The 26,788-nt window shown below is 56.2% G+C and carries 24 protein-coding genes; 21 read left to right on the forward strand and 3 right to left on the reverse strand.

Going from position 1 to position 26,788, the window contains the following annotated elements:
* The first annotated feature begins 237 nt into the window (after nucleotides 1-237).
* Nucleotides 238-1,236, forward strand: coding sequence for an SMP-30/gluconolactonase/LRE family protein (locus VGL70_08950; protein HEY3303645.1), 999 nt, complete (start codon nucleotides 238-240; stop codon nucleotides 1,234-1,236).
* 21 nt (nucleotides 1,237-1,257) lie between these two features.
* Here the strand turns inward: VGL70_08950 and VGL70_08955 are convergent, their stop codons facing one another.
* From VGL70_08955 to VGL70_08965, 3 genes are read right to left on the reverse strand one after another with little or no spacing between them, the layout of a single operon-like run.
* The gene (locus tag VGL70_08955; protein HEY3303646.1) at nucleotides 1,258-1,923 is read right to left on the reverse strand and encodes a rhomboid family intramembrane serine protease; all 666 of its coding nucleotides are present in this window, start codon (nucleotides 1,921-1,923) and stop codon (nucleotides 1,258-1,260) included.
* A gap of 7 nt (nucleotides 1,924-1,930) precedes the next feature.
* Entirely contained in the window at nucleotides 1,931-3,022 is a 1,092-nt protein-coding gene (locus VGL70_08960; protein HEY3303647.1) for an NAD(P)-dependent oxidoreductase, read from the reverse strand.
* Between the two features lie 12 nt (nucleotides 3,023-3,034).
* Nucleotides 3,035-3,565, reverse strand: a complete 531-nt coding sequence (locus tag VGL70_08965; protein ID HEY3303648.1) for a carboxymuconolactone decarboxylase family protein — start codon at nucleotides 3,563-3,565, stop codon at nucleotides 3,035-3,037.
* Between the two features lie 453 nt (nucleotides 3,566-4,018).
* On the opposite strand from VGL70_08965, the gene VGL70_08970 reads away from it, so the two are divergent.
* The 20 genes from VGL70_08970 to VGL70_09065 all read left to right on the forward strand — a co-directional run bounded on the left by VGL70_08970 (nucleotide 4,019) and on the right by VGL70_09065 (nucleotide 26,711).
* Complete coding sequence (locus VGL70_08970) at nucleotides 4,019-4,921, forward strand: DUF748 domain-containing protein (GenBank protein HEY3303649.1); 903 nt, start codon at nucleotides 4,019-4,021, stop codon at nucleotides 4,919-4,921.
* A gap of 996 nt (nucleotides 4,922-5,917) precedes the next feature.
* On the forward strand, nucleotides 5,918-6,487 hold the full coding sequence (locus VGL70_08975) for a transcription termination/antitermination NusG family protein (protein HEY3303650.1): 570 nt from the start codon (nucleotides 5,918-5,920) through the stop codon (nucleotides 6,485-6,487).
* 166 nt (nucleotides 6,488-6,653) lie between these two features.
* Nucleotides 6,654-8,390 carry an AAA family ATPase gene (locus VGL70_08980; protein ID HEY3303651.1) on the forward strand — a complete coding sequence of 579 codons (1,737 nt, stop codon included), beginning with the start codon at nucleotides 6,654-6,656 and terminating at the stop codon, nucleotides 8,388-8,390.
* Nucleotides 8,391-8,459: 69 nt separating this feature from the next.
* The gene (locus VGL70_08985; protein HEY3303652.1) at nucleotides 8,460-9,872 is read left to right on the forward strand and encodes a hypothetical protein; all 1,413 of its coding nucleotides are present in this window, start codon (nucleotides 8,460-8,462) and stop codon (nucleotides 9,870-9,872) included.
* Between the two features lie 193 nt (nucleotides 9,873-10,065).
* Nucleotides 10,066-10,668, forward strand: a complete 603-nt coding sequence (locus tag VGL70_08990) for a polysaccharide biosynthesis/export family protein (protein HEY3303653.1) — start codon at nucleotides 10,066-10,068, stop codon at nucleotides 10,666-10,668.
* A 53-nt stretch (nucleotides 10,669-10,721) separates the two neighbouring features.
* Nucleotides 10,722-12,248 carry a GNVR domain-containing protein gene (locus VGL70_08995; protein ID HEY3303654.1) on the forward strand — a complete coding sequence of 509 codons (1,527 nt, stop codon included), beginning with the start codon at nucleotides 10,722-10,724 and terminating at the stop codon, nucleotides 12,246-12,248.
* A 98-nt stretch (nucleotides 12,249-12,346) separates the two neighbouring features.
* On the forward strand, nucleotides 12,347-13,240 hold the full coding sequence (locus tag VGL70_09000; protein HEY3303655.1) for a CpsD/CapB family tyrosine-protein kinase: 894 nt from the start codon (nucleotides 12,347-12,349) through the stop codon (nucleotides 13,238-13,240).
* Between the two features lie 14 nt (nucleotides 13,241-13,254).
* Nucleotides 13,255-14,655 carry a TIGR03013 family XrtA/PEP-CTERM system glycosyltransferase gene (locus tag VGL70_09005; GenBank protein ID HEY3303656.1) on the forward strand — a complete coding sequence of 467 codons (1,401 nt, stop codon included), beginning with the start codon at nucleotides 13,255-13,257 and terminating at the stop codon, nucleotides 14,653-14,655.
* 210 nt (nucleotides 14,656-14,865) lie between these two features.
* Nucleotides 14,866-15,738, forward strand: a complete 873-nt coding sequence (locus VGL70_09010) for an XrtA system polysaccharide deacetylase (protein ID HEY3303657.1) — start codon at nucleotides 14,866-14,868, stop codon at nucleotides 15,736-15,738.
* A complete protein-coding gene (locus VGL70_09015) occupies nucleotides 15,728-16,768 on the forward strand; it encodes a FemAB family XrtA/PEP-CTERM system-associated protein (GenBank protein ID HEY3303658.1) in 1,041 nt (346 codons plus the stop codon). The genes VGL70_09010 and VGL70_09015 overlap by 11 nt, the downstream gene beginning before the upstream one ends.
* 25 nt (nucleotides 16,769-16,793) lie before the next feature.
* Nucleotides 16,794-17,936 carry a UDP-N-acetylglucosamine 2-epimerase (non-hydrolyzing) gene (gene wecB / locus VGL70_09020; protein HEY3303659.1) on the forward strand — a complete coding sequence of 381 codons (1,143 nt, stop codon included), beginning with the start codon at nucleotides 16,794-16,796 and terminating at the stop codon, nucleotides 17,934-17,936.
* A 69-nt stretch (nucleotides 17,937-18,005) separates the two neighbouring features.
* The gene (gene rfbC, locus VGL70_09025) at nucleotides 18,006-18,590 is read left to right on the forward strand and encodes a dTDP-4-dehydrorhamnose 3,5-epimerase (GenBank protein HEY3303660.1); all 585 of its coding nucleotides are present in this window, start codon (nucleotides 18,006-18,008) and stop codon (nucleotides 18,588-18,590) included.
* A complete protein-coding gene (locus VGL70_09030) occupies nucleotides 18,587-19,966 on the forward strand; it encodes an SAF domain-containing protein (protein ID HEY3303661.1) in 1,380 nt (459 codons plus the stop codon). Before rfbC ends, VGL70_09030 begins: the two co-directional genes overlap by 4 nt.
* A gap of 54 nt (nucleotides 19,967-20,020) precedes the next feature.
* Nucleotides 20,021-20,875 carry a sugar phosphate nucleotidyltransferase gene (locus VGL70_09035; protein ID HEY3303662.1) on the forward strand — a complete coding sequence of 285 codons (855 nt, stop codon included), beginning with the start codon at nucleotides 20,021-20,023 and terminating at the stop codon, nucleotides 20,873-20,875.
* The gene (locus VGL70_09040; protein ID HEY3303663.1) at nucleotides 20,856-21,554 is read left to right on the forward strand and encodes a PIG-L deacetylase family protein; all 699 of its coding nucleotides are present in this window, start codon (nucleotides 20,856-20,858) and stop codon (nucleotides 21,552-21,554) included. Before VGL70_09035 ends, VGL70_09040 begins: the two co-directional genes overlap by 20 nt.
* Complete coding sequence (locus VGL70_09045; protein ID HEY3303664.1) at nucleotides 21,551-22,612, forward strand: NAD(P)-dependent oxidoreductase; 1,062 nt, start codon at nucleotides 21,551-21,553, stop codon at nucleotides 22,610-22,612. Before VGL70_09040 ends, VGL70_09045 begins: the two co-directional genes overlap by 4 nt.
* Before the next feature lie 59 nt (nucleotides 22,613-22,671).
* Nucleotides 22,672-23,457, forward strand: coding sequence for an ABC transporter permease (locus tag VGL70_09050; protein HEY3303665.1), 786 nt, complete (start codon nucleotides 22,672-22,674; stop codon nucleotides 23,455-23,457).
* 8 nt (nucleotides 23,458-23,465) lie between these two features.
* Nucleotides 23,466-24,722, forward strand: coding sequence for an ABC transporter ATP-binding protein (locus tag VGL70_09055; protein ID HEY3303666.1), 1,257 nt, complete (start codon nucleotides 23,466-23,468; stop codon nucleotides 24,720-24,722).
* Entirely contained in the window at nucleotides 24,715-25,779 is a 1,065-nt protein-coding gene (locus tag VGL70_09060) for a hypothetical protein (protein HEY3303667.1), read from the forward strand. The genes VGL70_09055 and VGL70_09060 overlap by 8 nt, the downstream gene beginning before the upstream one ends.
* Nucleotides 25,776-26,711, forward strand: coding sequence for a glycosyltransferase family 2 protein (locus tag VGL70_09065; GenBank protein HEY3303668.1), 936 nt, complete (start codon nucleotides 25,776-25,778; stop codon nucleotides 26,709-26,711). Before VGL70_09060 ends, VGL70_09065 begins: the two co-directional genes overlap by 4 nt.
* Nucleotides 26,712-26,788: the final 77 nt, after the last annotated feature.

A 26,788-nucleotide genomic window follows, 5' to 3' on the forward strand; every position in this document is an offset into this window, starting at 1 on the left:
AAGCCGCATGCCGGGCAGATGCCAGCCAGCGCTCTAGCGTAAGGAGGAACTGCGTTGGAAAAAAAAGACAGATTGAGACAAGTTATGGTGGACAACTTTCGGCATTTCGCCGGCGCCTGTGGCGTTTTTCCTTCTTTCGCGTGTTTATCCTTACATCTTTGTCCTTGACGCCCGTTGGATAGTTGCCTTATTTTGCGGCCACAACTAGAGGGGCAATAGAAAAGAGGGAGGGGAAAAATGATGAGGATTTTACTGTTATTGACTGCGCTCCTGGCTTGGCTCGGCGTCGCGCTTGACGCCGAAGCGGCCAAAGTATCGGTCCTGGTCGATCTCGATCCCAATAGCGCCGAGCAAACCGTTATCGTGGAGACCGTCACCGCCGATCAGCAAGGGCTGCTCTATGTTTGCGACCGCGTCAGCGGCAACGTCATTCGGATCGACCCTAAAAATCCCAAGCTGGTTGTCGTCGGCCGAATCGAGGCGCGCGAGATCGGTGGCAAAAAAGTCAGAGCCGACAGTTCGGGACTGGTTTTCAACCAACAAGGCGATCTTTTTCTTACCAGCGGCGCGTTCCGCGAAATTCTCCGCATCAAGAAAGCCGATCTCAATCCCGACAAGCCCGGTGTCGCCGAAACTTTTGCTACCGGCACCGAAGGCGCGAACGGCATCGCCTTCGACAGACGCGGCGTGCTCTACGTCTCGGGAGGCCGGAATGGAAAAATCTATCGCATCGGGCCCGCGGGCGGCGCCGCCGAAAATTGGGCGCAGATCGAGCTTCATACCCGGACGCTGCCGGATGGGAGAACACAGCAGGCGATTCCGGCCAACGGCCTCGTCTTCGATGCCAAAGGAGAAATCCTTTACGTTGCGGATACGGCGCGGGGCGCGATCTGGAAAATTGCCGTGGGCGCGGACGGAAAAGCCGGCACGCCGGCGCTCGTGGCGCAGAGCCCGTTGTTGGAAGGCGCCGACGGACCGGCCTTCGATCCGAGCGGCAGACTTTGGGTCGCGGCCAACGAGCGCAACGCCGTCGTCATGGTCACGCTCGACGGAAAAGTCGAGGACATCGCCAAGAACGGCAGCAAGGGCCCGCTGGAATTTCCCACGTCTGTCGTTTTTGTCGGCAACACGGCCTACGTCAACAACTTCGACACGCCGCGGCGCGACAACCTCGCGGCCGACGGCAAGACTTCCATTGATGGCATCGGCGCCTCGATCGTGCAGATCACGCCGTAGAAAGTTCGACAAAGAATAGATTCATCGCATTTGTGTGGCCAGTGATTGAAATAGAGCGCTCAACGCGCCGGAGACAATCGCCAGATAAATTCCGAAGAGCGCCAGGGTAATGAGAAGATTCTTTTTCCACTGAGGGCTAGAGGCGATGCCGAAAGGAATTCCGACGAGAAAGCCGATGATGTGCGCGACGTAGGCCACCTGGGGATCGTAGCCAGGGACCCGGCTGGGATCGTAGACCACGACGACGTTGTAGACGAAGTAGATGATCGCCACCAAGCCCTGCGGCGCGAGGAAGAGCCAGGAGAATTTGAGCGGGCGCACGAGCATCACGCAGGCGGCGACGGTGAAGATCGCGGCCGAGGCGCCGAGCATCCCGGCGCCCCGCGGCATGAACGGCAGGCTGAGCGCGAAGCCCGCGACCCCACCGGTAAAAAAAACCATGAGATGCTTCCACCGCCCGACGGTTTTCTCCAACGTGCCGCCGAAGACAAATAGAAAGAGCATGTTGCCGAACAGGTGCAGCGGGCTTCCGTGAATGAACAACGCCACGGGCAGGGTCCACAGCCTGCCGTGCATCAGATTGCTGGAGCTGAAGACAAGATTCTGTTCGGCGAACGACGGCGGCTGCTGCCAGGCCCAAAGGCTGGCCGCGATGCAAGCGAGGATCAAAAGAGAGTTGACTCTCATCCCGCTATTAGCCCAGCGCCCGTGCAAGATTGAGCAGCAGCTCCTCAAAATCATCGAGCGAGTTGAAGCGCGGAGAAGCGCCGAGATGCGGCGTGACGATCACGTTGCGAAAGCCGAGCAAGGGGTCGTTGGCCCGGCCCGGCTCCTCGTACGGCACGTCGAGGGCGAAGCCGCCTAGCCGCCCCGACGCGAGCGCGTCGATGAGCGCGGCTCGATTGATGATTTGGGGTTGCGAGACGTTGACGAGCAGCGCGCCGGGTTTGATGGTTTCAAGCTCGCGGCGGCCGATGGTGCCGCGCGTCGCGGCGCCTCCCGGCAGATGGAGGCTCACGCAGTCCGAGGCCGCGAGAAGTTCATCCAGCGAAGAATAGGCCGCGTGATAGCGCCGCTCCTCCTCTGGCGCCAATCGATGGCGTTGCGTATAGACGATGCGCATGCCGAGAGCCGCGGCGCGGAGCGCCAGCTCGCGGCCGATTTCGCCCAGGCCAACGATGCCGAGCTGTCGGCCGAACAGGGTCCAGAGACCGCGGACGCGCGCCCAGTTGCCATTTGCGGTGTGCGTCGTGTCGTAATGCGTGGGCGAAAAGCCCGCGGCGCTTAGCTGCTCCACGGTGATGAGACCGCCGGTCTGATTGAGCTTGCGCGCCAGCGCGAGCAAAAAGGCCAGAGCATGCTCCGCCGTGGCGATATTCGCCCGCCGCCTTACCGTCAGCACACGGACGCTCGCGCGCTCGCACGCGGCGAGATCGATCGACGAAGTGACAGTACCGTATTTCTGCACGATCTTGAGCGAACCTCCCGCCGCAGCGATCTCTTCCGCGCCGATCTTGAACGCTTCTACGACGACGACTTGGGCGCCGCTCAGATTGGCGCCGAGCATGGCTTCATCCGTGACGAGCCGAACTTCCGCAGGGTAGAGGCCGCCGATACGGGCGCGCAGGTCTTCACGCCAGCCATGGAAGTCTGGCAGATCGTGAGCGACGAAGTCGGCGAACGCCGCCGTGCGCGCGGCGGGTGTCTTTGGGTCGAGAATGACCTGGATCAGGCGAAGAAAAGGATCGTCTTCGACGACGATGATGGATCGCGGCGACTTGGCCATCGATGCGCTCGACTAGTCCGTTTCCGGATCGATCTTCAGCGCCTTCAACACCCGCGAGAGCATGTTATAGGCGCCGATCAGCATCGTGAGCTCCACGGTCTGCCGCTCGCTGTAATGGTTTCTTACTTCGGCGAAGACGGTGTCAGGCACGTCGATATCGCGCGTCATCGCATCGACGTAAGCCAGTAGCGCCCGCTGCGGAGCACTGAACAGTTGCGATTCGCGCCAATTCGCCAGTGCATCGACCTGCGCCTCGGTGATTCCTTCCTTCAGAGCGTAGGCCGGACCGTGCGCGCGTAGAATGTAATTGACGCCGTTTAATATCGCAACGCGTAGGATCGCCAGCTCGCAGCTCTGGCCGTCGATCTCCGTCCGATAACGGACGGCCTGATTCAGCTCGAACCAGCAGCGTGCCGGCTCCGGGCTGTGCAGCATCATACGGTAGATATTCAAGAGCCGGCCGCTGCGCGCGCCACGGAGCTTGGCGATCAGTTCGGACAGCTCGGGATGAACCTTCTCGTCAATCAAAGACACGCGCGCCATAGCAAACCTTGTTTGATCTCATCGGAACGATACATCCATGGATTTTTTATCGAAAGCCGACGCAATCGAGCTTACAAGAGGCCAGGCTCAAATTGCAATTCCCGGAAGAAAACACGAAGAGGGTAACCGAAAACATTTCCGGCTACCCTCTTCGTGGGCTACCCTGAGGCAGCATGTGCATGCCCGGGTTTGATCAATTGTAAGTTTTTGTTTTCTGAGGCGATCTCCTTTCGTTCGACAAATCTGAATAGTAACAAGCGCAAGCCCTGTGCCAGTTTGTCGTTGACGACAAGAGCGTCGTTTTCAAGAAGATGTGTGAACGGTCGATTATTTTCGCGCCACCTGGTTTGAAGGCATTCACCTACAGTTATTCGGATCAACCTGCGGATTTTGGACATCGTTCGGCTTGCAGAGCGTCTCGACCATTGTCACAATAGCGCTTCGAGATTTTCCATGAAACGTTGGGGCATTATTATCTGCGCGGTGATTTTTCTCTTTGCGGCCGGTACGGTCGTCGGCTTTCGTATGGCGGTGCGAACGCTGAAAGACAAAGTCGTGGCAGCTCTCGGGTCAGGAAGCAAAGTTGCGGAACTGAACGTCGGCTGGAATTCGGTCGAGCTCAGAGGGATCGAGATCGCAGGGCCGAAAGATTGGCCGGTGAGGCGGACGCTTTACGCCGAGCGCGTGACGATCGTGCCGAGTCTTGCAAGTCTTTTGACGCAACAAGTTCAGATCTCGTCCGTCACCGTCGAGCAACCCTACCTTTCACTTGTGCGCGCTCCGGGGAAGCTGATCCTGCTCCCAAGTCTTTTAGGGACTGGCGAGCGAAAAGATCGACGGAACGAGCGTGCGGTCACGATTTTCCGAATAGTCGTGCAAGGGGGTGTCGACGCCGTCGATCTCGTAAGCCTACAACCCTATCTTGTCAAAAAAGGAGAAGCGCGCGTCGATCGAGGGACTTTGGATCTGAACGTCCGATCCGAAGTCCGGAACAGCAGACTGGATGGAAAGGGGAGGGCAGTCATCAGGGATCTCGGATTCGCGCCACCGCGCGGCTATATGAAAATTTTCATGGGGCTGCCGAGAAACGCGGTCGTCGGCTTTCTCAAGGACCACCAAGGCGCGATCGACGTGGACTTTACTCTCCACGGTGACATCAGCCATCCAAATTTTTCGCTAAACGAATCGCTCGCTAACCGCGTTGCGACCGGTATGGCGGAGCAGTTGGGCGTTACGGTTAAGGGAATGGCGACAGGAATCGGGACGCTTGGTCGAGAGGGAGTGGAGAGCGCGGGCAAAATCACCGACGCGATAGGCTCTGCGATACGGGACATTTTCGGCGATCAAAAACGCTAAGGTTGAGTCGCGAAAAAGGGAGTCTGCCGAAGAGAAATCCACCTGCGATCTTGTCTTCGCGGTCGAAGTAGGAGAATTTCTAAAGAGCGAAGGCGGCGGCCGAAACTGGAAAACCGGTTTAGGGCTAAATCCCGACGCGCACCGCGTCTCAGTGCTTTCTTCCGATCCAGGAAAAGTCTATCTCGTCATGCCGACTACCAACTGCGGACCGACGGACATCGCTGGCGTTTGCGCCAGTCACAATGGCGGCGAGACCTGGATGAACCTAACGCCAATAGATTTTCGGATCGGATACCTCGATCCGCTCCTTTACATCCGCTTCACGGGAACCTTTTGTTTGTCGCCGGTGCTAAGACCGGTCCGGGCGTTTGGAGAAAGTTGCACACGGCCGCCGCGCGCATCGCACGCAGCAGGGATGCGGGTAAAAGCTGGGATGTTTTGACCGGGGGCTGCCTTAGCACTGCGGGGAAACATCGAAGCTTTTTCAATGGATTGATGGATCGGTGGCTGTGCACTTTTCGCCGGAACTACGGATGGAGGACTTTTCTACAGTGCCTAACGAAGGAGAGAGTTGCGAGAAGATCATCGAGGGATTCGGCGCCGTTTCAAAGGCACATCATCAAGACCGCAAAGCATCTACTGCCTGACGCTTATAGAAATAAGGCTTAACCGACCGAACCTCAATTTGATCGGACAGCCAAAATTTTACAAGAAATTCAAAACTTTTCGGTAGTTGACTCGTGCGGAGGATTTACCCGATCAGGCGAGAATGCCCTGAATATCCTGGATCGAATAAGGACGAAGCCCCTAGGGGATTAGACCAAACAATGGCATTTGTGCCCGATTCTTGTACAGTCCGCCGAGATATAGAAACTTTTGAACGACATAATTGTTTGTATTTTTAAGTAGTTGTGGCATATCAGTTCTGTTATTTGCTTGGCATTTATATTGCGTAAAACGCCTACAATTCAGTTTACGGGTGTAGGGTGAATTTCTATGTCGGTTCTCGAGGCAAAGAAGTGGTATGCCGTGTACTCCAAGCCACAGAAAGAAGAGTTCGCCGAATTTTGCTTAAAACTCAGAGGTGTCGAGGTTTTTCTTCCTAAGCTTCTTTTTCCGGAGTCTTTGAAAAAGCGCAAACGAATCATGCCCTTGTTCCCTAGTTATCTATTTACGCGGATCTACACGCCGGAACAATATCATTGTATTCTTTGGACGCCTGGTGTGAAGCGCATCGTGAGCTTCAATGGGGCGCCCGCGCCTCTTGACGAGAGTGTCATTGCGTTTCTAAAACAAGAGGGAACACCTGACGGAATCATACCCGCACGCTCGGACCTAAGGAAAGGCCAAGAAGTGCAGATAACCGGTGGACCGTTTGAGGGACTGGTCGGAATTATCCAGGAACCGCCTTGTGCCAAGGGGCGTGTGAAAATTCTGATGAAATTGTTAAGCCGCCAAATTAAAGTTGAGGTGCCTCTCCAGTTGATAAACTGTGGTTGGGTTGCTCAGCCGTCCAAATCGGCCCGGTTTGATTTGGGTTCATGTAATCCTCAGGCTCACGCCTGAGGATTTGGCTTTTCTAAGAGGCATCTTCAGTGAGGCTAGAACCTTAGACGGCGGAGCTATGTCCGCCGGACAATAAACGCGTATCTCCTGCCTAAATAATAGCTACTCAGTCTCCCCATTCCATCTCCGTGCCCTCTAGTTCCGTAAAAATACCACAACCGCCGACATGTATAACGATTACTTCGGTTTTCGAGAAACACCTTTCAACGTTACTCCTAACCCGAAGTACTTTTACAGCAATCCGACCTATCAGGAGGCTTATGCCATCCTTCTGTACGGAGTACGGGAGCGAAAAGGATTTATCGTTCTTACCGGAGAGGTCGGAACCGGAAAAACGACGCTTCTTAGGAAATTAATGAACGGTCCTGAGGAGAACGTTAAAATAATATTTTTTTACAACACGACACTCGGCTTCGAAGAGTTGATTAGCTTCGCTTGTGACGAACTGAGTCTCCCGGTAATAGGCTCGGGGCGGCTTCAAAAAATCCAGGCGCTTAACGAGTTCTTGATCGCCCAGTCTCGAAGGGGCGGGACCGTCGTTTTGTTGGTAGATGAGGCGCAGAATCTGACCGACGATGTTTTGGAAAATCTCCGGCTATTGTCCAATTTGGAAACCTCGAGCGAAAAGCTCTTGCAGATCGTGTTGGTCGGGCAAACTGAGCTCGATGCCAAGCTCTCGCAGACGCAACTGCGCCAGGTTAAGCAACGCGTGGCGCTTCACTGCCGGCTGGACCGCCTTAAGGACCGCGAAGTCGGTCCGTTTATCAACTACCGTCTGAGAATGGCAGGTTTCGAAGGGGACGATCTTTTCACGGCAGACGCCGTCCGGGAGGTAGCCTCCTATTCCAAAGGCATTCCGCGGCTGATCAATATTATATGTGACAACGCGTTGCTCATTGGATATGCTACATCGGCAAAAAAAATATCCGGCGACATGATCCGAGAGGCAGCCGGTGATCTCCAGCTGGATGATATGGACCGGCGCGTTGGCGATGGCGGTTCTTTTGCGGCCAAGACAATCACAAAAGATGGAAAGAATGAAGATAAGAAACGATCCAATGCGGGAGAAGAACCAGCGGTCCGCCGTTTACGGAATATCAAGCCAGTTTTGGTTGGAAGTTTTGCGGCATCAATTCTTCTCGCCTTCTTAATCGGAGGGGTGTTTTTCCAGCCGGACTTCTACGCGTGGTTCTCGGATGTTGTGTTCAGTCCATGGAAGCCGGCAAAAATCCAAACTACCGTCCGGCTGGAGACTTCAGGGAATTCGATGGAAGGTGCCGAGGATGGGAAATCTCCAGTCGCTAGCGAAACCGCACTGGCATCGGCCAGGCCGGTCGAAGCGGCCGCGTCTTCAAACAATGAAGCCCAGGGTCAACAGAAAGCGCAACGCTCATCGGTCGGCTACTCCGTTCAATCCACAGAGGGAATGGCGGGCATTTCGGATGAGCGGAGGGACCGGTCTGTTGTGATTCAACGCGGCAATACAATCAGCCGAATTGCCGGTCAGATTTACGGCGCCGACAGAATGGTGCTAGGCATGGACCTTCTCAAAGAGTATAACCCACGTATCGAAGATCTTAACTGGGTTTTTGCGGGACAGCAGCTCTCGCTTCCTCCTCTCACGCGAGAGACTCTGCTGCGCCGACAATCGGATGGTAGCCATCATCTTATTCTCGATTCATTCTTTAATGCCCAGGAGGCGGCAAAATTGAGTCAGGCTGTGCGTCTTAAAGGATACGCAGTTGCTATCACACCGCGGAAAGTTTTCGATAATTTAATGGTCCATCGGGTTGAGATTCGCGGATTGAAGAGCTTGGAAGACGCCTACCGTGCCTGGGAGGTCGCAACAGCCAGTCGGTGGATTGCGGTGACCGACAGCTCGGCCTATAAAGAGAATCCCTGAAGCGATTGCGGTTGAAACTGCTGTGAGTCATTGTTGCAAAAGAATATTCGAGTATGCTAGCGTATAACGATGGCCGTGACGTTCCGACTCAGTGCGGGCAGGTTTTTTCTTGGGTGGGTCAGTTGCCTGTTATGTTTCTTATCTTTTTTTTCAGTCGGGGAAGCGACGGCGGGTTGGGCCGGCAGATTTTCTTTGACCGCGTCAGAAGAATACAACGATAACATTTTTTTTTCCAATAGTCCCGGCCGCAAGAATGAGTCGGACTTTATCACCGCAATTGTTCCGACCTTTACGGTCCTGTATTCACCTCCTGGCCAAATCAACCCAACATTAATTGCCAACCTCAGTCCGTCCGGACAGCTCTATGCGCATCACAGCGATCTGAACAATTTCGGCGACAATATTAATTTTAATGCTCTATTTAACTACCAGTACTCTCCAAGACTCACTTTCCTTGTGGGGGATGCCATGTCCCGCGGGGGCGTCACGCGAACAGGTTTGGGAGCGGAGGGTCAGACTCCGACCACGCCAACTTCTGTTCCTCCACCTGGCTCCCCTCCGACTCTTTCCGATAACCAGGATTTAACCGGTCTGCTCAATCGAGGCAAGGTCTTCCAAAACAATTTTTTAGTTCACGGTGCATACCTGATGAGGCCGAGATTTACTCTTATTGGAAGATATGGGCTGACTTATACGGATCTCGATGCGGTGGGGAATGAAATTGGTAATTCTATAGGCGTCCGAGGTGTTTATGCATGGGGCAACCATAACCTGCATGTGGGTTATACCGTTACGCACTTTTCTCGCAGTGGCAATAACTCAGACAGTGTCGTCATCCATAGTTTCGACTTGGGGGACGATTATTTGAGTGCCCTACAGATTCGGTTGAGCCCCACCTTGACACTCTCGCTGTCGACGGGGCTGGGTTTAAACACGGGAGGCACAGGCCCTAAAATTGTGAACAATTCAAGTGCCACTATCATCAAACTTTGGCGGACGGCTGTTTTTCAGGCAGGGGCTCGCACTGGTCTTGGGAGCAATTTCGGGCTTTCCTCCGGCGTCGCCCAAACAACAACTTTTTTCAGCGGCTTCGAAATTCGCCTGACCCAACAACTGAAGGGCATCTTGCGCCTTGACTATTCTATAATTAATGGGTCAGACACCGATATAAATGTTTTTCGCGCTAGTAGCGGGCTTCAATATTGGATCACGACGTGGCTTTCTTCGACTTTCACATATAGCCACCGTTGGCGGGATTCCGATAACTCGACCGAATCGTTAAACAGAGGCAGAGTGGCGGGCAACAGTGTCCTTCTAGCTTTGACGGCGCATTTCGATGTCTGGCCCAATGTTGGATTGTCGACAGCGCCCATGCGTGAATTTCTGCTCCAGCCCGGACTCCCCCCCTTCGCCACGCCGCCAGCTCCGGAACCCGCACCCCCGGAACCGCCTCAGCCGCAATCTCCCGGACCGCCGCCCTGATCCGCCTTGTCAGCGTAGCTTTCTCCGTAATCGTGCGAAATTAAGATCTCCCGTCCGCCCTCAGAGGAGTAATAGACCTGAACGTTGTCTTGCCGCCGGGCACGTCAAAGGAAAATGCGTCAGCGGCATGCCGTGCCCCATTGTGTTCCTGGGTATAGGTCTTTATAAAAACTTGAGCGGACAAGGAGGGACTATGAAAAAGTGGCTGTTCTTTCTATTGGGGATATTCTTTCTCGCATCATGCGGAACAAAGGAACTTCGCGTCCATCAAGTTCAACTGCCCGCCGGAACTCCGGATCCGGCAAAGCCGGCGGATGAGTTTTACGTCATCGGTCCCGGCGATTCGCTGGATATCGTCGTCTGGAAAGAACCGGTTCTTTCTGGTCCGGTCAAAGTTCGTCCGGACGGATTCATCACTCTTCCGCTTGTCAACGAGGTCCAGGCGGCCGGAATGACGACGGGTCAGTTGAGGAAAGTGCTGGAGGATAAATACCGGCAGTTTGTGACAAGCCCCTTTGTGAGCATTCGCGTCGGGAACATATCATCGAGCGAGATATTTTTGATCGGCGAAGTTACAAAGCCGGGAGCCTATCCGGCGACGGGGAATGACACGGTTCTACAAATGCTTACCCGGGCCGGCGGTCTGACGATTTTTGCCGATCGGCACAACATTAAATTGGTACGCCGGGCAGGGGACAAAGTCACCGAGTATATCGTCGACTATGATGCCATCGTCCAGGGCGATCTCAAACAGGATATCCTGCTCAGGCCCGGCGACCGTGTCATCGTACCGTGAAGCAAGATAGCTTTCAATGAAGCGAGCTCAAGCAAGACTTTTGGAGGTGTTTTATGGTGTCGTCGCCTGCTTTCGATATTAAAAATTTGGCCAACCTTTTCTATCTAAAGAAAGAGAAGATCATTACCGTGTTCCTCGTGGTCTTCTCCCTGGGCGCCTATCTGGCACTCAGCCTTCCTGATATTTACCGGTCGAGCTCTGTGATCCTGCTTACTCCGCAGCAGCTCCCTGCTTTTTACGTACATTCGCCGGTGACGGCTACCATTGACCAGCGCATTCGCGCGACTTCCGAGGCGATTCTCGGCAGAACCCGCCTGCAGCAGGTCGTCGAGGAACTTAATCTCTACCCGACGTTGACGGGAATCGATAGCCGGATTGCGAAATTGCGGAGAAATATTCAGATCGAAGTCCGGCGCAACGATACCTTTGCAATTTCCTTTGACCATGCGGTCCCCGAGATAGCGAAGCGAGTGGCCGACCGGCTCGGTTCGCTTTTTGTGAACGAGAATTTGGAGAAGAGGGAACAGTTGGCAACCGGAACCACGACCTTTCTCAATATGGAGTTGGATAGACTGCGCAAGGATTTGGAAAGAGAAGAGGCCGCGGTGAATCTGTTCAAGGCGCAACATCGGTTCGAGCTTCCCGAGCAGCTTGATGCCAATCTCAGGACCAGTGAACAGCTTCGAGCGCAACTCCAGGGCAATACGCTCCGTCTGTCAACTCTTCACGAAAGAAAAGCGAGCCTGGCAAAGCAACTGACGGAATCGCAATATATGGTTTCCGGCGTCGGTCGGTTTAACAGTGCAGAAGGACAACAGGGCGTTTCTGGATGGCGGACGGTTGAGGATCGCAAGCTGCAATTGGAGGATCTTCTTACGCGGTATAGCGAGAAGCATCCGGACGTTGTTCGCCTGAAGAATGAGATTCAATCGCTGGAGGCAGAAGCGAAAAATCAGTCTCAGACGAAAGGATCCGTTGCAACACCTTTGGTGCGAAACCCGGTGCAGCAAATGCTCCTCAAACAGATCGAAGACTTGAACTTGGAAATAAACACTACAGAGGCCGCCAATGATGTCTTGAGGAAACAGATTGCGTCTTATCAGGCTCGAATCGATAACACGCCCATGCGAGCGATAGAAGTCGCTAAAATTAGTCGTGGCTACGACAGTACCCTAAAGAAATACCAGGAACTGCAAGGCAAATCGCATGAGTCGCAGCTTTCCGAGAATATGGAAAAAAAGCAGAAGGGGGAACAATTCCAGGTCGTCGATAAGGCCAATTTGCCCCAAGCGCCGGCGGCGCCGAATCGCTTATTAATTATTCTGGTCGCTTTTGGGGCCGGGTTGGCCGGGGCTTTTGGATTGGTCTTTCTCCAAGACAATCTCGACACCTCGTTTAAACGAGCTGAAGAACTCAGAGAGTATTCAGATGTCCCCCTGCTGGCGACCATTCCAGCCGTCAGCAGCAGGGGCAGCATTTTGGAGCAAAGGCGCTCTCAGAGAATTTTAGTCTTTGTCTCCGGATTAGGCTTGGTCGTCGGAATTGTCTCTATTCATTTTTTAAGTCCGTTATTTTTTTAGGTTGCTATCTTTATGGTGTGTCGCGCAATACCGCACGGGAAATCTGCAGGGAGAAATGTTTTTAGCGAAATCGGCGCAAATCGCCGGGAGGTGTTGTTATGAGCAGAGTCTTCGAAGCCTTGGAAAAGGCAAGCAAGGAAAAGGCCGTAACTATCCCAAGGTTTGGGGATCGGCAGGCGTTGCGCGAGCCGGTGATCTCTAATAAAGGGAGTTTCGAGCCTGGGCGCAACGGCAAGGACCGGGATGTTGTTACCTCTCCGGGATCGTGGCGGGAACGAGCGGAGGAAGTTCTATTTGGGCGAGACCTGCGCAGCTACAAGAATTTCCCCCTCGTTGCCTTAGAGAAAGAATCGCCAGCGGCCGATCAGTACAAAATCCTGCGTGAGCAAGTAAGGAGGCTGCGGCTGGAGACGGGCGTTCGCTGCCTCTATGTGACGAGTCCCATCAAACGCGACGGCAAGTCGATGGTAGCGGCGAATCTCGCCACCGTTGTAGCGCTGGATTCCGGAGAGCGAGTTTTGCTTATGGATTGTGACCTGCGTAATCCTCAAATTCATCAGTATTTCGGCATGCAGCGCAGTCCCGGGATTACGGATTATTTGACTTCGACCTCAAACGAGAACGTCTTAAATTACGTTCAAGAAAGCTTCCTTCCTAACCTCCAGGTTCTTCCGGCCGGGAAATTTTCCGGTCTGGCCGCGGAGCTTTTGGCGACTGAGAAGATGAGAATTATGATGGATGAGATTCGCCGAAAGTTCCCTGACCATCAGATCATTATCGATGGCCCGCCGGTCCTCTCAACCCCAGATCCGTTGGTTATGGCTCGACAAGTGGATGGAGTCATCCTGGTCGTCCGCGCCGGCAAGACTCCACGGGATTGTCTATCGGAAGCCATGGAAATCCTCAAGTCCGATAAAATCATGGGAATCGTCCTGAACGGCGCGGAACTAGGCATGACTTCCAAGTACTATTATTACCAAGAAACCGTCTAAGTAGATCCATACCGATGAGACTGTTCAACCGTTATTATTCCGGCCACCATTTACTCCTGCCTTTGGTTGACCTCATCCTGGCAGTAGTTATCGCGGCGGTCGCCCGGTTTGTGGTGGATTTCGCTGAAATCCGCCCTGCGGTCCACTGGTCTGCATACCTGTTACAAGGAGGAATTGTAGGGTTCTTGGTCATCATTGTTTTCTATTATGCGGATCTTTATTCGATCGATTCAACCCTGCCTGAAAAGGAGTGGGGCGTTCGCCTCGTAAGCGGATTCGGCGTTACCTGTCTTATTATAGGCGGCCTGAGTCAGGTCATAAGAAGGCCGGATTTGCGAGATATTTCGCTCACGACCATGCTCCTGATCGGGGTCGGCCTTTTTGCCTGGCGTGTCGAGTTTACGAGGCTTCTCAAGAAGCGTCGAATTTGCGGCAAGGTACTTATCGTCGGCACTCAAGCGATTGGAAAAATCGTGGCTGAGGAGTTGCACCGTCGGAAGCATCTGGCCATGGAGGTCGTTGGTTTCATTGGGCATCAAGCGGGGCAAGTGGTCCTCTCCTACGGTAATCCGACTCGAGTCAGTTTGCCCGTCTTTCCTCGTCATTCCACGATCCAGGTGGTGGAGAGCAATAGAGTGGACAGAATCCTGGTGGAGGGTCCGGAGAGCTGTGCCGATTTTCCGGCGCAGGATCTGGTTATGCTGCGTCTGCGCGGCATACCGGTCGAGGACTGCCACCGGTTCTACGAGCGCGTCATGGGGAAGATTCCCATCACCGATCTCCAACCCGGATGGATCGTTCTTTCGGAGGGATTTCGGCGCAATCGATGGATTTTATCCAGTAAGAGAGCCGTCGATGTCGTAGTCTCGATCATCGGCCTTATTCTCTCAGCTCCCATCGCTTTGCTGGCGGCGATCGCAATCAAGTTAGATTCCAAGGGCCCGGCTATTTATTCTCAGGAAAGGGTCGGGCAGTACGAGCGGCCATTCATGCTGTACAAATTCCGCTCGATGTTGAATGACGCTGAAACCGGGACCGGCCCGGTTTGGGCGGCGAAAAGCGACCCGCGGATCACTCGCGTGGGGAAAATCCTTCGTAAACTGAGAATCGATGAGATTCCTCAGATGGTCAACGTGTTGAAAGGCGAGATGAGCTTTGTCGGGCCAAGACCGGAGCGACCCTTTTTCGTTTCCAAACTTAAAGAAAAAATACACTACTATCATCTTCGTTTTTCAGTGAAACCCGGTCTCAGCGGTTGGGCGCAAATTTGCTATCCCTACGGGGACAGCGAAGAGGACGCGATCGAGAAACTACACTACGATCTCTATTATATAAAGAATATTTCTGCGTTGTTTGACCTGCAAATCATTTTCGAGACTCTCAAGACCGTTCTTCTCAGGCACGGTTCCCGATAGTCGTATTGTAAACACCGCCCATCCGATGACGGGAGCTTTCTAAAATTCCCGAACCCTCCAAGCGTTGACGCCTGATAACAGGCCTTCGCAATGCTCTAACCTCTCTGCGCTTGCGCAGCGTTATTCCCTTCACATGATATCGCTCCCTTCCCTTAACCCGATACACGTGCAGTCTTTCTTTCTCCTTGAGACTCAAGGTGCGGAGGTGCCATGTTAAATGCGCTGAGCGTCGATGTAGAGGATTATTATCAAGTGTCGGCATTCGAGAGCGTGGTTCGGTTTGAAGATTGGAGCCGCCGCGAGAGCCGCGTCGAAAGAAATACATATCGCATCCTCGATCTCCTGGACAAATTTCATGCAAAGGCCACTTTTTTTGTTTTAGGGTGGGTTGCTGAACATAATCCGGCTCTGGTTCAGGTCATCTCAAAACGCGGCCATGAGATTGCCTCACATGGCTACGCCCATCGGCTTATCTACACCCAGACCCAGGCACAATTCCGCGAGGAAACGCGGCACGCCAAAAAAGTGGTCGAGGATATCATCGGTCAATCCATTATCGGGTACCGAGCCGCGAGCTATTCGATTACTGCGGAAAGCCTCTGGGCGCTTGATATTTTGGCGGAGGAAGGGTTTCAGTACGATTCGAGTATCTTCCCCATACGCCATGATCGATATGGGATACCGGGTCACGAACGGTTTTTTCATGTCTTAAACGGGAACGGACATCTACCCATCGCTGAAGTTCCTCTTTCGACGCTCCGAATCGCGGGGCTCAACATTCCGGTCGCCGGCGGCGGATACTTCAGGCTTTTGCCCTATGCGATGACCCATCTCGCTTTACTCTACCTGAACCGACAGGAAGGACAGCCGGCCATCGTTTACTTTCACCCGTGGGAAATCGATCTGGATCAGCCGCGGATACAAGCCGGTTGGATAAGCCGCTTTCGTCACTATACGAATTTGGCTCGAATGGAGGGAAAGCTCAGGAGGCTACTGGCGAACTTCTCGTTTGCCCCGATCCGAGAGGTCTATGCGACGAGTTTGAGCGCACCTGCGACTACGTTGAAAACCGATGCAGCGTGAAACCCTCGTGGAAGAGACGTCAACAAGTCACGCCGAGTGGGACGAGTATGTCATGGGACATCCTCAAGCTACCGGCTATCACTTGATGACATGGCGGCGCATCATCGAGAGAGTCTTCGGACACCGCACTTTCTACCTGACATCGAAGGATCGGCAAGGACGGATTCGCGGGGTTTTGCCTTTGGTCTGTCTTTCGAGCCGACTGTTTGGTCGCTTCCTGGTTTCCCTGCCCTTCGTCAATTACGGCGGCGTCCTGGCGGACGATGACACCTCCCGGAGCGCATTATTGGAGCGCGCTGTAAAGTTGGCGAAGAACGTTACGGCCGACCACATCGAGCTCCGGCACGAGCAGCCCTCTGGTCTCCAATGGCCGGACAAGCAGCATAAGGTTTCCATGCGTTTGCAGCTTCCCGACGGGTTCGACGCGCTCTGGAGCAAATTCCCCGCGAAGCTACGCAGCCAAATCCGGCGAGCGGAAAAAGAAGGAATGTCTTTCCGTCTTGGAAGAGACGATGTGCTGGAGGATTTTTATAATGTCTTTTCGAGAAACATGCGCGATCTCGGGACGCCCGTCTACGGAAAGACTTTTTTCTCAGAAATCTTGAAATCCTTTCCGGACAGTTCCCGGATCGGCGTCGTTTACCTGAAAGATCAACCCGTTGCCGCCGGGTTTTTATACGCCTTTCGGCGAGTATTGGAGATCCCATGGGCGTCGTCGGACCGGCGCTTCAACCGCCTGGCCCCAAACATGCTGCTTTACAGCTCGGCGCTCAAATACGGTTGCGAGCAAGGCTTTAGCCTTTTTGATTTCGGGCGCTCCACCCCGGGCGGCGGCACCTACAGGTTCAAGGAACAATGGGGAGCGCAGCCGGTTCCGCTCCATTGGCATTACTGGATGCCGAACGGCGGCCCGCTGCCGGATCTCAGTCCTGCGAACGCCAAATTCAAGTGGGCCATTTCTGTCTGGCAGCGTTTGCCTTTGTTCGTGAGCAAGCGTTTAGGGCCGAGCATCGTGCGATTTATACCGTAGGAATAGTAACGCGAGGGATAAGACCGTGAAAATCATTTTAATAAGCGGGGCGCGGCCCAATTACATGAAGATCGCTCCGATTGTTTGGGCGATCCGGCGATTCAATCGGCGGAGCGCTCCGCCGATTCAATCTCTTTTGATTCATACGGGGCAGCACTACGACCCCCAGCTCTTCGATGTCTTTTTCCGCGAGCTGGATCTTCCTGTGCCGGACTACTGCCTCGATGTCGGCTCGGGGTCGCACACTCAACAGACGGCTAGAGTGATGGAGCGTATCGAGCCTATTTTACAGAAGGAACGCCCCGATCTTGTGGTAGTCGTGGGAGACGTCAACTCAACGGTCGCCGCGGCGCTCACCGCCGCAAAGCTCCAGATTCCGCTGGCGCACGTCGAGGCCGGACTTCGCAGCTTTGACCGGACAATGCCTGAGGAGATCAATCGGATGGTGACCGACGCTCTCTCGGATTATCTCTTCGTCACCGAAGAGAGCGGCAAAGAAAATCTGCTGCGCGAGGGCGTCGACGCAAAAAAGATTTTCTTTGTCGGCAACGTCATGATCGACTCCCTGCAGCAATCGCGCCATCTATGGGAATGTTCGACGGCGCACGAGAAGTTGGGCCTGAGGAGAGGCGAGTACGGGGTGGTCACGCTGCACCGTCCTTCGAACGTGGACGAAGGCGAGACGTTGCAGATGTTGATGAAAGCGCTTGCGGACGTCGCCCAGCGTCTGCCGATTATTTTTCCGGTCCATCCCCGCACTCGCAAACGGCTCGAAAGCCTCAACGGCTCACTGCCAGGCCTTCGTTTCGACTTTGAGCGCGTCACGGGTCGAGGGTTATATTGCTTGGATCCGCTTGGCTATCTGGATTTCATGTCCCTGGTTTCCGGCGCACGGATTGTGCTGACGGATTCGGGAGGAATTCAGGAAGAGACCACCTTCCTCAACATTCCTTGTCTCACGCTGCGCAACAATACAGAGCGCCCCGTGACCGTGATGCAAGGGACGAATCGCGTGATCGGCACGTCTCCCGCGACGATCGTCAAAGAAGCCGGTCGGATTCTAAAATGCCCTCCTCCGGCGCTGGCTGCTCCGCCGCTTTGGGACGGCCAGGCCGCTGAGCGCATTGTCGCGGTGCTGCTGGAGCACATCCCGGGCGGATCATCGTGATCTCGGGCCGATAAGCCTGCTTGACTAAGGTCTACACTCTATAATACGGAACCAGGCTCTCTCATAACGATGATCTTCACCGAGACGAAGCTCCCGGGCGCCTTCATCCTCGACCTGAAGCGCCTCGAAGACGGCCGCGGCTTTTTCGCGCGCGCTTTCTGCCAGCGTGAGTTTGCCGAACACGGGCTCAAGCCGCTGATCGCCCAGGCGAACGTCGCCTTCAACAAGAAAAAGGGCACGATGCGCGGAATGCATTTTCAATTTCCGCCCGCCGCCGAGACCAAGCTGGTGCGGTGCACCTACGGCGCCATCCTGGACATCATCGTGGATCTGCGCCCCGAGAGCCCGACGTATCTCGATCATGTTGCGGTCGAGCTTACGGCCGACAACTATCGGGCGCTTTACGTGCCCGAGCGTTTCGCGCACGGCTATCAGGTTCTAGAAGACAGAACGGATACGAGCTATCAGGTGGGCGAGTTCTACGCTCCTGGCTTGGAAGGCGGCCTTAAGTACGACGATCCGCGGCTCGGCTTGAAATGGCCGCTAGCCGTGACCGAGATTTCGCCCAAGGACGACGGTTGGCAGCTTCTCGCCGAGATCGCGCCGGAGATCAGGCGGAAAATGAGCCTTAAGCAGGAAGGGAGAACGTCATGATTATTGTAGATAACGCCCTGAAAGCCAGGGAAGAGCAGGGCAAGCCCATCCGCGTCGGTATGATCGGCGCCGGTTTCATGGGACAAGGCCTCACGAACCAGATCGAGAACAGCGTTCCCGGCATGCGCATGGCGGCGGTCTATAACCGGCGTCCCGAGCGCGCCTTCCACGTCTATCGCTACTCGGGACGCGACGACGTGAAATCCGCCGTTATCCAGGAGGAGCTCGACGATGCCGTCCGCCGCGGCGTCGCGACCGTCGCCGAAGACCCGTTCATGATCTGCCGGTCGCCGGAGATCGACGTGGTGGTGGACGTGACCGGCTCGGTGGAATTCGGCGCGCACGTGATTCTCGAAGCCTTCCGCTTCGGCAAGCCGGTGGTGCTGGTGAACGCCGAGGTGGACTCCACCATCGGCCCCATCCTGCGGGTATACGCGAAAAAGCATAAAGTCATCCTCTCGGCATGCGACGGCGACGAGCCCGGGCTCCAAATGAATCTCGTCCGCTGGGTTAAAGGGCTTGGCTTAATTCCGCGCGCGGTGGTCAACGTGAAAGGACTTCAGGACCCGTATCGGAACCCGACGACCCAGCAGGGTTGGGCCGAGCGCTGGGGGCAGAACGCCGCGATGGTGACCTCGTTCGCCGACGGCTCCAAAATCAGTTTCGAGCAGTCGATTGTGGCGAACGCGACCGGCTTCAAAGTCAGGTCGCGCGGGATGTCCCGCGGCCTCAACTACGACGGCTCCATCATGGACGTCCGTAAGCTCTACGACATCGACGAGCTGCGCGCTTTGGGCGGCATCGTCGATTATACGGTCGGCCCGCCGCTCATCAAGGCTTTCTGTTTGGCCGAGCACCCCGATCCCAAGCAGCGCCACTATCTCAATCTCTACAAGATGGGCGAAGGACCGTTGTATCCGTTCTGGACTCCCTACCACCTGGTGCATTTCGAGATGCCGAACGCGATCGCGCGCGTCGTGTTGTTCGGCGACGAGATCGCCCCGCCGCTCGGCGGGCCGGTGGTCGAAGTGTGCGCCGTCGCCAAGCGCGACCTCAAGGCGGGCGAGGTGCTCGACGAGTACGGCATGTATATGACCTACGGCGAGGCGGTGAACGCGGACGAAATGAGCGCGCGGCGTTATCTTCCCGAGGGTCTGGTGGAAGGCTGCAAGCTCAAACGCGACATCGCAAAAGACCAGCCGCTCACTTACGACGACGTGGAATTGCCGGCGGGACGCCTGGCGGACAAGCTCCGCGCCGAGCAGTACCGGCACTTTCGCAACGAGAGCTGGCTCGAAGAGCGGTTGCGGGGCTCGCGCGCCGGCGACATAGGTCGCAGGCACGGCGATGTTGCGAGCCATCGCTCCGTTCCATAACGCGCTCCCGGCTCCATCTCAAAAAATTCTGCTCTAACCGGCGGAGGATATGCAATGAAAGTCGTTCTCTTTTGTGGCGGCCTGGGGATGCGTTTGCGGGAGTATTCCGAGACGATTCCTAAGCCGATGGTGAACATCGGCTACCGCCCGATACTCTGGAACGTCATGAAATATTACGCCCATTACGGCCACAAGGATTTCATTCTCTGCCTCGGCTTCGGCGCGGATTACATCAAGAATTATTTTCTCAACTACAACGAATGCATCTCCAACGATTTTGTTCTGTCCCAGGGCGGCAAGAGCCTCCGCCTTTTCAACAGCGACATCGACGATTGGAAGATCACCTTCGCCGACACCGGCACCACTTCGAACATCGGGCAGCGTCTGAAGGCCGCGCAGAAGTATCTCGAAGGGGAAGAATTTTTTCTTGCCAACTACAGCGACGGGCTCACCGATCTGCCGCTCGACGAGCAGGTCGATCAGTTCAAGCGTGAGCGGAAAGTGGCGAGCTTCCTCTGCGTCAAGCCGAATCTGAGCTGTCACTTTATCACCCTCGGCGCCGAGGGCGTCGTCGAGTCCATCAAAGACGTGAGCCACTCGGACATTAGAATCAACGGCGGTTATTTCGTTTTTCGGAAAGAGATTTTCGACTACATCGCCGACGGCGAAGAGTTGCTGCACGAACCCTTTCAGAGGCTCGTCGAGCGCGGGCAGCTCTTGGCTTACAAATACGACGGCTTCTGGGCAGCGATGGATACGTTCAAGGACAAGCAGACGCTCGACGACCTGTATGCTCGGGGCCAAGCGCCCTGGGAAGTTTGGAACCCATCCCGCCAGGCGCCGCCGGCGCCGCGGGAGAGCAAGCCGAGACCGCGCGCGGTGAGCGGTCATGCCCGCGGGGGACGGTAGCCGCTGGGCCATGCTGGGTCTGAAACTCGGCGCCGGCGGGCACGGCCCGCTCCGTCTGCTGTGTCTCGGCGCCCACTGCGACGATATCGAGATCGGCTGCGGCGGCACGGTCCTGAAGCTCGCAGCAGCGGGGCGAAAGCTCGAGGTCTGCTGGGTCGTGTTCAGCTCGGACGAGGCGCGCAAGCGCGAGGCTTTGAATAGCGCGGAAGCCTTTCTCGGCAACGTCGATGCCAGAAAGATAGTCGTCCACGGGTTGCGCGACGGTTTTCTCCCTTATCTCGGCGGCGAGCTCAAGGAGCACTTCGAGCGGCTCAAGACCGAGTTCTCGCCGGATTTGATCTTGACGCACTATCGCCACGATCTTCACCAGGACCACCGCCTGGTGTCTGAACTGACCTGGAACACTTTCCGGGACCATTTGATTCTCGAGTATGAAATCCCGAAATACGACGGCGATTTTGGGTCGCCCAACCTCTTCGTCCCGCTCGACGAATCTATTTGCCGTCGTAAGATCGACACGATTCTCGGCTCTTTCCCGAGCCAGAGCGAGAAACAGTGGTTTTCGCGTGAATTGTTTTCCTCGATTCTGAGGCTCAGGGGAATGGAAGCGAACGCTTCCAGCGGTTATGCGGAGGGCTTCTACGGCCGAAAAGCGATCGTAGAAATGGAGATTCGATGAAAGTCTTGGTCACGGGTCACACCGGATACATCGGTGCAGTGCTGGTCCCGATGCTGCTTGATGGCAAGCACGAGGTCACCGGGCTCGATACCGATTTCTTTGCCGGTTGCGATTTCAATGACGGTCTGGCCGAAGTGCCTGCGCTGCGCAAGGACCTCCGCAACGTGACGGTCGCGGACTTGAAAGGGTTCGACGCCGTGATTCATCTCGCGGCGCTCTCGAACGATCCTCTCAGCGATCTCAATCCTGATTGCACGTACGGCATCAACTATCGCGCCTCGGTTCGACTGGGCGAGCTGACCAAGGCGGCCGGCGTCCCACGGTTCATTTTTTCTTCTTCGTGCAGTCTCTATGGATTGTCCGCGGGGGACGGCCTGCTCGACGAAGGCGCTTCCTTCAATCCCATGACGGCTTACGGTGAATCAAAAGTTCGCGTCGAGCAAGAAGTCTCTCCTCTCGCCGACGATGGCTTCAGCCCGACGTTCCTTCGCAACGCCACGGCATACGGTGTTTCGCCACGACTTCGCGCCGATCTCGTCGTCAACAACCTCGTCGGCTACGCTTACACGACCGGCGAGGTCCTCATCGCCAGCGATGGGACGCCGTGGCGCCCGCTTGTCCACGTCGAGGACATCGCGCGCGCTTTTATCGCGGTTCTCGAGGCGCCGCGGGAGCGGGTTCATAATCAAGCATTCAACGTCGGCCGGACGCGGGAAAATTACCAGATCCGCGACGTGGCGGCGATGGTGGAGGAAATCGTGCCGGGCTGCCGCGTCAAGTACGCGGAGGGCGGCGGCCCCGATCTCCGCTGCTATCGCGTCAACTGCGACAAGATCGCCCGAACCCTGCCCGAGTTTCAGCCGCAATGGACCGTCCGCCGCGGCATCGAGCAGCTTTACGCGGCGTTTCGCGACCATGGATTGACCGTCGAGGAATTTGCCGACTCGCGCTACATACGGATCAAACACATCAGAGCGTTGCTTGCGGCCGGACGGCTCGATGCAATGCTCCGCTGGTCGCCGCAAGCGTCTTTTCGAAGTCGAGTATCCGCGCGCTAGTGATCGGGCCTGCGCCTGCCGCCGCCGACCTGAGGCCTTCGTCGGGGACAACGCCGTCGATGATCCACGCCCTACGAGAAGTTTTCGACCGACGCGACCTGCTGTACATGCTGGCGTGGCGCGACATCCAGGTGAAATACAAGCAGTCCATCATGGGAATGCTCTGGGCGATCTTCATGCCGCTCGTCATCGTTTGCGCCGGTCTCATGGTCCGCTACGCGTTGGCCGTGGTCTCCGGGACGCCGTTTTCCATCTTGGATCTGACTTCCGTCGCGGTGAAGGCGGTGCCGTGGGCCTTCTTTGTTTCGGCGCTGCGCTTCGGCACGAACAGCATGGTCGCCAACGTAAACCTTGTGACCAAGATTTATCTGCCGCGTTTGATTTTTCCGCTGGCCGCGGTCTTGTCGCAGTTGTTCGATTTCCTCGTCGCGACGGCGGTCGTCACCTTGCTCCTGATCGTCGCGGGCGCGGGATTGAGCGTACATTTGCTCTGGCTTCCGCTTCTCATCGCCCCCTTGGTCTTGTTGGCGTCGGCGCTCGCCATCATTTCCTCCGCCGGCAGTCTTTTTTTCCGCGACGTAAAGTACATCGTCGAAGCCTTCCTGACCTTCGCGATCTTTTTTACGCCGGTATTTTATGACTCTTCACTCTTCGGGACCTGGGGGCCGCTGCTGCTTATCAATCCGGTTTCTCCCTTGCTGGAAGGGATCTCCGCGACCGTGATTATGCACCAGAGCCCGTCGCTGCCCTGGCTTGGCTATAGCGGCGTGGTCAGCGTCTTGCTCCTCATTTTGTCGCTCGCCGTCTTTAAAAAACTCGAACCTTTCTTCGCGGAAAGTATCTGACGACGACCATGGCCGACTACGTTCTCGACGTTCAAGGAATATTCAAGAAGTTCCGGCGCGGCGAAATGCACGATTCCTTGAGGGATTTCGTGCCCGCGCTGGCGCGCCGGTTTATCCGGCGCGAGCACGGGCCGGAGCTTGCGCGCCGTGAATTCTGGGCGCTCAAGGACGTCTCGTTCAGCCTTACGCGCGGTCAAGCCTTCGGTATCATCGGCGGGAACGGCGCCGGCAAGAGCACGATCCTCAAGCTGCTCACCGGCATCATGCTGCCGACCCGGGGCACCGTTCACGTGGCCGGTCGCATCTCCGCTCTGATCGAGGTCGGGGCGGGCTTTCACCCGGACCTTACCGGTCGCGAGAACATTTTTCTCAATGGGACGATTCTGGGCATGACCCGAGACGAGATCCGCCAGCGCTTCGATGCCATCGTCGACTTCTCCGGGCTGGAGGAGTTTATCGATACTCCGGTCAAAAGATATTCTTCCGGCATGTACGCCCGCCTGGGATTTTCCGTTGCCGCCCATGTCGATCCCGACGTCCTGCTGGTCGACGAGGTGCTTAGCGTCGGAGACTACCTCTTCCAGCTCAAGTGCGTCGAGCGCATGAACTCCGTGATCTCCAACGGCGCCACGGTCGTTTTTGTTTCTCACAATCTTCAGGCCGTCGCTAAGCTGTGCCAGAGCAGTCTGCTGTTGGAACGGGGCGCCGTGCAAATGATCGGGCCGACCGCGGAGGTCATTCGCACTTACTTCAGCCGCGGGCAGCAGCAACGCGCGATCGATGCGGATCGCGGCGTTCAAATCACCAAGGTCACGACTCACGGTGCTCACGGTCCGCAGGTCGAGTTCGAGTCGGGCGGCAAATTATACATCACGGTCGAGGCGCGTGCCCGGACGCCGCATGAAGACATGAGCGTGGTCATTATGATCGTCGACGACCATCAGTATCCGCTTTTCGACACGTGCACCCAGCGGCTGGGGGCGGGCGCTCTGTCCCTCGACGCCGACCAAACGCTTCGGTGCACCTTCGAGCTGGATCTCTTTCTGGCCCAGGGCACGTTTCACGTGAACGCCCACTTGCATCGCTACGTTACCAACCGGCCCTACGATCGCTGGCTCGCGGCGGCCACGTTCTTTGTGACCGGAACTCCGAATGTCCGCGGCGCGGTGACTTTGCATCCGAAACTCACGATGTGCCAGGTGGGCGCCGCGTCCGACCCGGAGATCGTGGAACAGCCCTCGGCGCGGGATGCGCTCCATGACTAAGCTTCTCTCCCGCCTCCGCCGGCATGGGTTCCGCGCCGGGGACTGGGTCGAGGTAGGGAGCGCGGCAGAAATCCTCGCCACTCTGGACGATCAAGGCCGGCTGGACGCGCTGCCGTTCATGCCGGAGATGCTCCAATATTGCGGGCGGCGCGTTCGTGTCTACAAACGCGCGGACAAAACCTGCGACACCATCGAATACAGCGGATCGCGGCGCATGTTCAACACCGTTCATCTCGACGGGCTGCGCTGCGGCGGCGCCGCGCATGGCGGCTGTCAAGCCGGATGCCTGCTGTTCTGGAAGGAAGCCTGGCTGCGGCGAGCCGCCGCGGCGCCGGCGAATTCCGCGGCTGCGGGAAAATCGCGCGCGCTCGCGGCAAAGCCGGCCGCCGGCAAAAGCAACGGCGCGCGCTGTGATCGGGCGCGTCTCCTCGAAATGACCCGCGCCGATGATTCGAAAGAAGGCGGCGAGCCGATCTATCGCTGCCAGGCCACGGAGCTGCGCCGCGCCTCTTATCCGCTCGCCTGGTGGGATCTCCGCCAATATCTGCGCGATGTTCGTTCGGGCAACGTTGGCATCTCCGACGTCATCGGCGCGCTGATCTTCCGGGGGTTTTTATTGCTTTTGCGTTGCCGCGGCTATCGCCTGTGGATGTTTCTCTACGAGACGATTCAAAAATGGCGCAGCGGAATTCCGTATCCTTTCAAGCAAGGCTCGTTGGTGAAAACCCCTCGCGCCGCGCTGGCTCTTCAACCGGGCGAGATGGTGCGGGTGAAATCACAGGATGAAATTATCCAGACGGTCAACGCCCGAAACCGCAACCACGGTCTATCCTTCGACCCCGAGATGGTCAAGTATTGCGGCGGGACCTATCGAGTCGTGGGCCGGGTGGAGCGTCTCATCGACGAAAAGACGGGAAAGATGACCCCGCTTTCCAACGACTGCATCATTTTAGACGGAGTCGTGTGCGGCGCGCACTTCAGCAACAAGAGACTGTTTTGCCCGCGCAGCCTTTACACGTTCTGGCGCGAGATATGGCTTCAGAGAATTCAGTCATGAACGGAGCGGCCGCTCGATCCCTGCCGCGCGTCAGCATCGGCATGCCGGTTTTCAACGGCGAACTCTACGTCGAAAAAGCCTTGCGGTCGCTGTTGTCCCAAACGTTTGCGGATTTCGAACTCATTGTCTCGGATAACGCGTCAACGGATCGGACAGGCGAGATCTGTAGAGACTATGCCGGTCAGGACCCGCGAGTTCGTTACTACCGGAACGAGGTCAACGTCGGCTTCTGTCGCAACCAGAACCGGGTGTACGAGCTGTCCCGTGGGCAGTACTTCTTACTGGCGCACCACGACGACATTCGGGCGCCTGAATATCTCGAGCGCACGGTCGATGTTTTGGATTCCGATCCTTCGGTCATCGTTTGTTACACCAAAACGAAAGACATCGATGCCAACGGCGAGTTGTTGCCGCGGACGGACCCGATCTTGCGGCTCGACTCCCCGCGCCTCCGCGAACGCTTCCGTGACGTCATCAGGATGGATCACATCTGCGAGCCCGACTTCGGTCTCATGCGGATCGACGCATTGAAAAAAACTAGACTCCACGGCGATTACGCGGACTCGGACAGGGTGCTGCTCGCCGAGCTCGCGCTTTACGGACGCTTTCGCATGCTGCCCGAATGCCTCTTTTTTCGCAGAGCGCATCCGCTTCAATCGACGGCGCTGGCGCCGGACCGTCGTTCACGAACGGTCTGGTTCAATCCGGAAAAAAGGGGCAAGCTCCTCTTCCCTTACTTCAGGCAATTCGTAGAATATCAGCGCGCGATCAATCGCGCGCCGCTGTCGCCGGCGGATCTCATCTGGTGTCGGCTCGAGATGCTGCGCTGGCTCAAGACCAACCGGCACAGGCTGCTTTCCGATATCGAGCAGTCCGGCAGAGACCTTGCCCGGCCTATTAGGAACGCGCTTTTACCTCGAGGACAAGTTTGAGCACCGATAACTCTACTCCTCCCCTATTTGGGGATGTCGGCGTTCTCGCGCTCATTTATCATGAATGGAGCCCGGTA

The sequence above is a fragment of the Candidatus Binatia bacterium genome, assembly GCA_036504975.1.
Classification (GTDB): domain Bacteria; phylum Desulfobacterota; class Binatia; order UBA9968; family UBA9968; genus JAJPJQ01.

Excerpts from the sequence above, each read along its gene's own strand:
- VGL70_08995 (HEY3303654.1), top strand. The coding sequence starts at position 10,722 with ATGGTGTCGTCGCCTGCTTTCGATATTAAAAATTTGGCCAACCTTTTC.
- VGL70_09010 (HEY3303657.1), top strand. The coding sequence starts at position 14,866 with ATGTTAAATGCGCTGAGCGTCGATGTAGAGGATTATTATCAAGTGTCG.
- VGL70_09000 (HEY3303655.1), top strand. The coding sequence starts at position 12,347 with ATGAGCAGAGTCTTCGAAGCCTTGGAAAAGGCAAGCAAGGAAAAGGCC.
- VGL70_08970 (HEY3303649.1), top strand. The coding sequence starts at position 4,019 with ATGAAACGTTGGGGCATTATTATCTGCGCGGTGATTTTTCTCTTTGCG.
- VGL70_08960 (HEY3303647.1), bottom strand. The coding sequence starts at position 3,022 with ATGGCCAAGTCGCCGCGATCCATCATCGTCGTCGAAGACGATCCTTTT.
- VGL70_08950 (HEY3303645.1), top strand. The coding sequence starts at position 238 with ATGATGAGGATTTTACTGTTATTGACTGCGCTCCTGGCTTGGCTCGGC.
- VGL70_08965 (HEY3303648.1), bottom strand. The coding sequence starts at position 3,565 with ATGGCGCGCGTGTCTTTGATTGACGAGAAGGTTCATCCCGAGCTGTCC.
- VGL70_08985 (HEY3303652.1), top strand. The coding sequence starts at position 8,460 with ATGGCCGTGACGTTCCGACTCAGTGCGGGCAGGTTTTTTCTTGGGTGG.
- VGL70_09055 (HEY3303666.1), top strand. The coding sequence starts at position 23,466 with ATGGCCGACTACGTTCTCGACGTTCAAGGAATATTCAAGAAGTTCCGG.
- VGL70_09040 (HEY3303663.1), top strand. The coding sequence starts at position 20,856 with ATGCCCGCGGGGGACGGTAGCCGCTGGGCCATGCTGGGTCTGAAACTC.
- VGL70_09060 (HEY3303667.1), top strand. The coding sequence starts at position 24,715 with ATGACTAAGCTTCTCTCCCGCCTCCGCCGGCATGGGTTCCGCGCCGGG.
- VGL70_09035 (HEY3303662.1), top strand. The coding sequence starts at position 20,021 with ATGAAAGTCGTTCTCTTTTGTGGCGGCCTGGGGATGCGTTTGCGGGAG.
- VGL70_09005 (HEY3303656.1), top strand. The coding sequence starts at position 13,255 with ATGAGACTGTTCAACCGTTATTATTCCGGCCACCATTTACTCCTGCCT.
- VGL70_09015 (HEY3303658.1), top strand. The coding sequence starts at position 15,728 with ATGCAGCGTGAAACCCTCGTGGAAGAGACGTCAACAAGTCACGCCGAG.
- VGL70_08955 (HEY3303646.1), bottom strand. The coding sequence starts at position 1,923 with ATGAGAGTCAACTCTCTTTTGATCCTCGCTTGCATCGCGGCCAGCCTT.
- VGL70_09065 (HEY3303668.1), top strand. The coding sequence starts at position 25,776 with ATGAACGGAGCGGCCGCTCGATCCCTGCCGCGCGTCAGCATCGGCATG.
- rfbC (HEY3303660.1), top strand. The coding sequence starts at position 18,006 with ATGATCTTCACCGAGACGAAGCTCCCGGGCGCCTTCATCCTCGACCTG.
- VGL70_09050 (HEY3303665.1), top strand. The coding sequence starts at position 22,672 with ATGATCCACGCCCTACGAGAAGTTTTCGACCGACGCGACCTGCTGTAC.
- VGL70_08975 (HEY3303650.1), top strand. The coding sequence starts at position 5,918 with ATGTCGGTTCTCGAGGCAAAGAAGTGGTATGCCGTGTACTCCAAGCCA.
- VGL70_09030 (HEY3303661.1), top strand. The coding sequence starts at position 18,587 with ATGATTATTGTAGATAACGCCCTGAAAGCCAGGGAAGAGCAGGGCAAG.
- VGL70_08990 (HEY3303653.1), top strand. The coding sequence starts at position 10,066 with ATGAAAAAGTGGCTGTTCTTTCTATTGGGGATATTCTTTCTCGCATCA.
- VGL70_08980 (HEY3303651.1), top strand. The coding sequence starts at position 6,654 with ATGTATAACGATTACTTCGGTTTTCGAGAAACACCTTTCAACGTTACT.
- VGL70_09045 (HEY3303664.1), top strand. The coding sequence starts at position 21,551 with ATGAAAGTCTTGGTCACGGGTCACACCGGATACATCGGTGCAGTGCTG.